The following is a 4,491-nucleotide window of genomic DNA, read 5'->3' on the forward strand; positions in this document are numbered from 1 at the left end:
ATCAGAAATCTCGCGAAGGGGGAACCTCTTATGATTCTAGACGTTCGAAAACCGCTCTATGGCGGCTTCGCGCCGCTGGTTGCGCTCGGCGCACAGGCGAAAGGCGCGCCCTGAACCGGGCCCGACTTTCTTCACGACCCGGACTTGCGGCGGAGCAGCGTGTGCTCCCCTAAAAACACCCTGGCAGGAAACGGACCATGACAGACAGCACGAACGGCTGGGAATTACGCGTCAGCCGCCATATCGCGGCGCCGCCGGAACTGGTGTGGCGGGCGATGACTGAGCGCACCAGCGAGTGGTTCTGCCCCAAACCCTGGCGTTACGAGGTGGTGGCGCGCGATGCCCGCGCTGGCGGGCGCGAGACCAGCGTCATGTATGGGCCGGACGGCGAGGAAATCCGCAATGAGGGCGTTTATCTCGCCTGGGAGCCGGGCTGCCGTTTTGTCGTGACGGACGCCTTTTCAGGCGATTTCACGCCGAAAGAGCCGTTCATGGTCGGCTTCTTCGAAGTGGAGCCGGATGGGGACGGAGCGCTTTACACGGCGCGCGCGCGACACTGGACGGAAGAGGCAATGCGTCGCCACCAGGCCATGGGCTTTGAAGAAGGCTGGGGCATTGTCGCCGACCAGCTCAAGGCGCTTTGCGAAGCGGAGGCGGCCGGCTGACGTCTACGCGCTGCGAGACGCCCGCGGAAACCAGATCAGGCCGGCGCGGCTATTGGGCCCGCCAGGCGGATGCGCCTGTATCTGCGCATCACGCCCGATCATGGCGAAACGCCCGGTTGTTCGTCGCTACTGGCGAAATATTGCTTCAGCCTGGCGATGCGCTCCGGCGTCCAGCCTTCCGGGGCGCTTACCGCCAGCCACGCGTCCAGATAGTCCCCCGCCGCGTAGACGTGGCCGTAGCCGGCGGGCGTCGTCGTCGCCATCGCCATATCGAGCGCCAGCTGGAGAAAGGTGACGCCTGGCGTCCAGCGCAGCAGCGGCGATACGTCCGGGCCACGCGGCGGCTTCATCCAGTCAGGTTCGCGATAGAAGGATGAAAAGCTGAAGAACGTCACCGGATCGCTGGCGTATTGCAGATAGACCGTGCGCATCGGTCCCCATGGGGCGCCCTGATCTTCCAGGGCGTTGCGCTGGGCGGTGAAGCGGACATGCGCGCCATCGCGAAAGCGCGGCAACCATTCGGGCGAACCGGGGTTGCGGTTGTCAGTAATCGTCCGCCAGACGCGGCTTGGAAACGGGGGACCGGCGAACATCGCCCCCTGGTAGGGATCGCCGATAACCTCGAACAGTTCAGCGGAGCGCTCGCCGTTCATGGCGCCAAGGCTGAGCCCGTGCAGATAGAGCTTCGGCCGCGTGGCCTTTGGCAACGTTGTCCAGTAGCCATAGACCTCCAGGAACAGGGCCCGCGCCATGTCCGCGCCATAGCCCGGCTCCACCAGCAGCGAGAGCCAGCTCGCCAGATAGGAATATTGCGCCGCAACGCTGGCGACGTCGCCGCCGTGCAGGAATTCCAGCGTATCGATGCCGCCAGGATCGACCCAGCCGGTGCCCGTTGGCGTGATGATGACCAGAACCTTGCGGTCGAACGCGCCGACGCGCTTCATTTCGGCCAGCGCCAGCGCCGCGCGTTCACGTGGCGTTTCAGCGGCGCGCTGGCCCACATAAACCCGCAAGGGGCGGACGGCCGGCCCCGGAGCGAACCTGGACAGGACCTCCGGCGATGGCGCTCCGGCCACGAAGCGGCGCCCGGCCGCGCCCAGATCTTCCCAGCGGACCAGCGAGGCGCGGCTGCCCGGAACCAGCGGATCGTCCGGGGGAGCGCTCTCGGCTGGAATCAGGGCGTCGACGGCGGCGTAGGATGAATCAGCCGCGTGCAGCGCAAACCGCAGCAGCACGCCGTTGAACACGCTCCAGAACAGCAACACGGCGCAAACACTGCCGAGCAGGGCCGCGATCTTTGGCGGAACCACCCGTGAAAACCGCCGCGCCACATGCCGCAGCACCAGTTGAAACAATCGCCCGAGAGCCAGCAGCAGCAGAAAAACCAGAACGGCGAGCAAAGCCGCCTCCAGCGCGTCAGACCGCCCCGTCAACGCCATGCCCATGCGCTGTCGCACGTCGTCCTGCCAGGCGCGGGCAAACCACATGGCGTAGCCTACGAGGGTCACGCCGCCAGCCAGCGCCGCCACGCGCGCCAGTCGCAACCAGACGCGCTCCGGATCAGGCAGCTCCAGAAACCGCCATAGCCAGCCCAGAAATGCGCCAACAGCGTAACCGGACGCGGCGGCGCAACCGGAAAGCGCGCCCTGGGTGATCCAGGTTCGGGGAATGAGCCCCGGCGTTAACGCTGCGGCCAGGGCCAGCAGGGCAAAAATACCCCCCGCGCCTGAAACAGGCCGCAACAGCCAGCCGGTCCTGCCATCTGACATACCTGGTCTCCTGCCTGATCTCTTGCCTGATCTCTTGCCTGCCCCTGAACGCCTGCCTCCCGCGGGCAGGCGCCGGGCCGGGCGGCCGACGCTCGTTGCAGGAGACATTCCAGTCGGGAACGAACGCCCCCGCGCGGGCGCCAGCTTGCGCCGGGTTAACGCCAGACTGTGCTCCGGCAATGCCATGCATCGGCGTCAAGGTCCATCGCCTGTCGCTTTCATGGCGGATCGCAAAGATGCGGGGGCGCATCCGCGACCTGCAACGCACAACCCAGCGTGGCGCATGTCCCGGCCCGAAATGCCTTGCGCCGTCCGGGCGTCACCAACCGCTGGCGCCGGACGGGCGTAAACGATATGCGGTGAGGCCTGCCGCAGGGCTCCGCGACGACGGACGCCGGCATGACCCGGAGGAGATCATGGTGAGGTCGATATTGCTGGAGCTGCGGGATGATTTCCAGGTGGCCGCCGGTTTCCTCACCCGCATTCCCGCCGGCGCGGTCGACAAACCGGACATCGCCCGCTGCCTCCGGGTTTTTCCGGCGATTGGCGCGCTGATCGGTGTCGCCACCGGTCTGGTCTATCTGGGCCTTGCCAACGCCGGCGTGCCCCTGCCCGCCGCCGGGGCCATCGCTTTTCTCGCCAGCGCCATGCTGACCGGGGCCCTGCATGAGGACGGTCTGGCCGATATGGCCGATGGCCTCGGCGGCTACACGCGGGAGCGCCGGCTGGAAATCATGCGCGACAGCCGGATTGGAACCTTCGGCGCCCTGGCTCTCGTGTTTTCCGCCATCGCCAGGGTCACGGCCCTGGCCGCGCTGCCCCTGCCGATGGCGATCCCCGCCCTCGCCGCCTGCGGCGCCCTCGGCCGCATGTCGCCGGCGGCGATCAGCCGCTGGACCCCCCAGGCGCGGAGGGATGGCCTTGCCAGCTCGGCCGGGCGACCCGAACTGCATGTGGTGGTGTCGGCCACGATCGCAGCATTGGTCATCGCCGCTGTCTGCCTGCCGAAGACCTGGTTTGTCGCAGCGGTCGGCATGGCCATCGTCAGCGCGCTTGCCGTGCGCTGGCTGGCGATGCGCCAGCTCGGCGGCTACACCGGCGATGTGCTTGGCTGCGCCGAACAGGTCGCCGAAATGGCCCTGCTGCTGCTGTTCGCGGCCATGGCCGGGGCCGCCGCATGAACGGAATGCGCCGGATTTTCCTGGTCAGGCACGCGCCCGTGGCGGGCCCGGCGGGCGTGATCCACGGACCGGAAGCGCCGGCGGATGTTGGCGACGGGGCGCTTGTCGCAGCAACGCGGTCGGCCTTGCGTCAGTCGGCCGCCGCCGCGACCAGCTGGTGCAGCCCGGCGTTGCGAACGCGGCAGACCGCGACGGCGCTTGAACTGGCGCCAGCCATTGACCGCCGGCTCTCGGAGCAGAATTTTGGCGACTGGACCGGCCGCCGCCACGCCGATCTGGCGGCGGAGCTGGGCGACGCCTATGTGCTGTTCTGGCGCGACGCCGCCAGCAACGCTCCGCCAGGCGGTGAAAGTTTCAGCCAGCAGATCGCCCGGGTCGGCGATTTTCTCGCATCCCTCGCTGACGGCGACCATATCGTCGTGACCCATTCCGGCTCCATCCGGGCCGCCGTCGCCGTGGCGCTCGACATGCGGCCGGCGACAGCGCTCAGCCTCGTCATTGAACCACTGTCGGTCACGCTGCTCGAACAGATGTCAGGCGGCTGGCGCGTCGCCTGGATCAACCGGCTTGCCGGCTGGCCAGGCCTGGCGCCCTCCCCCTGACATCAGGCAAAGAGTGCGGCGCCCACTCCAGGAAACGACGGAGCGCGAACCGCATTACGCAAGCCTGCCCGAGGACCGGGCTCAGAAGGTGCGGTCGATACGCAGGCGGGTCAGCCAGTTATCGTCATAGGTGGTGGTCTTGCCTGTCAGGGCACCGCCCTTGTTGGCGTCGTAGACGCGACCCCTGGCGATGTCGAGGCGCTGGTACAGCGCCTCAACGCCGATATCGAGGTCCTTGACCGGCGACCAGACCAGGTTGGTCAGGCCGACGAAC

The 4,491-nt window shown here is 67.6% G+C and carries 4 protein-coding genes and 1 pseudogene; 3 read left to right on the top strand and 2 right to left on the bottom strand.

The window, feature by feature from the left end; genetic code table 11:
* Positions 1 to 197 precede the first annotated feature (197 nt).
* Positions 198 to 665, top strand: coding sequence for an SRPBCC domain-containing protein (locus tag IE243_RS22145; protein WP_191321463.1), 468 nt, complete (start codon positions 198 to 200; stop codon positions 663 to 665).
* 98 nt (positions 666 to 763) lie between these two features.
* Here the strand turns inward: IE243_RS22145 and IE243_RS22150 are convergent, their stop codons facing one another.
* Positions 764 to 2,434, bottom strand: a complete 1,671-nt coding sequence (locus tag IE243_RS22150) for an alpha/beta hydrolase (RefSeq protein WP_191321464.1) — start codon at positions 2,432 to 2,434, stop codon at positions 764 to 766.
* A gap of 416 nt (positions 2,435 to 2,850) precedes the next feature.
* Here IE243_RS22150 and cobS point away from each other — a divergent pair, with 416 nt between their 5' ends.
* Together cobS and IE243_RS22160 are read left to right on the top strand one after the other, a co-directional pair.
* The gene (gene cobS / locus IE243_RS22155) at positions 2,851 to 3,615 is read left to right on the top strand and encodes an adenosylcobinamide-GDP ribazoletransferase (RefSeq protein ID WP_191321465.1); all 765 of its coding nucleotides are present in this window, start codon (positions 2,851 to 2,853) and stop codon (positions 3,613 to 3,615) included.
* Positions 3,612 to 4,217 (top strand): histidine phosphatase family protein, encoded by a 606-nt coding sequence (locus IE243_RS22160; RefSeq protein ID WP_191321466.1) that lies wholly within the window; start codon positions 3,612 to 3,614, stop codon positions 4,215 to 4,217. The genes cobS and IE243_RS22160 overlap by 4 nt, the downstream gene beginning before the upstream one ends.
* 81 nt (positions 4,218 to 4,298) lie before the next feature.
* On the opposite strand, the pseudogene IE243_RS22165 reads toward IE243_RS22160, so the two are convergent.
* Positions 4,299 to 4,491, bottom strand: a pseudogene (locus tag IE243_RS22165) (porin); the annotation flags it as partial.

Origin of the sequence: Camelimonas fluminis (assembly GCF_014656355.1) — a bacterium.
Taxonomy (GTDB): domain Bacteria; phylum Pseudomonadota; class Alphaproteobacteria; order Rhizobiales; family Beijerinckiaceae; genus Camelimonas; species Camelimonas fluminis.

Excerpts from the sequence above, each read along its gene's own strand:
- IE243_RS22160 (WP_191321466.1), top strand. The coding sequence starts at position 3,612 with ATGAACGGAATGCGCCGGATTTTCCTGGTCAGGCACGCGCCCGTGGCG.
- cobS (WP_191321465.1), top strand. The coding sequence starts at position 2,851 with ATGGTGAGGTCGATATTGCTGGAGCTGCGGGATGATTTCCAGGTGGCC.
- IE243_RS22145 (WP_191321463.1), top strand. The coding sequence starts at position 198 with ATGACAGACAGCACGAACGGCTGGGAATTACGCGTCAGCCGCCATATC.
- IE243_RS22150 (WP_191321464.1), bottom strand. The coding sequence starts at position 2,434 with ATGTCAGATGGCAGGACCGGCTGGCTGTTGCGGCCTGTTTCAGGCGCG.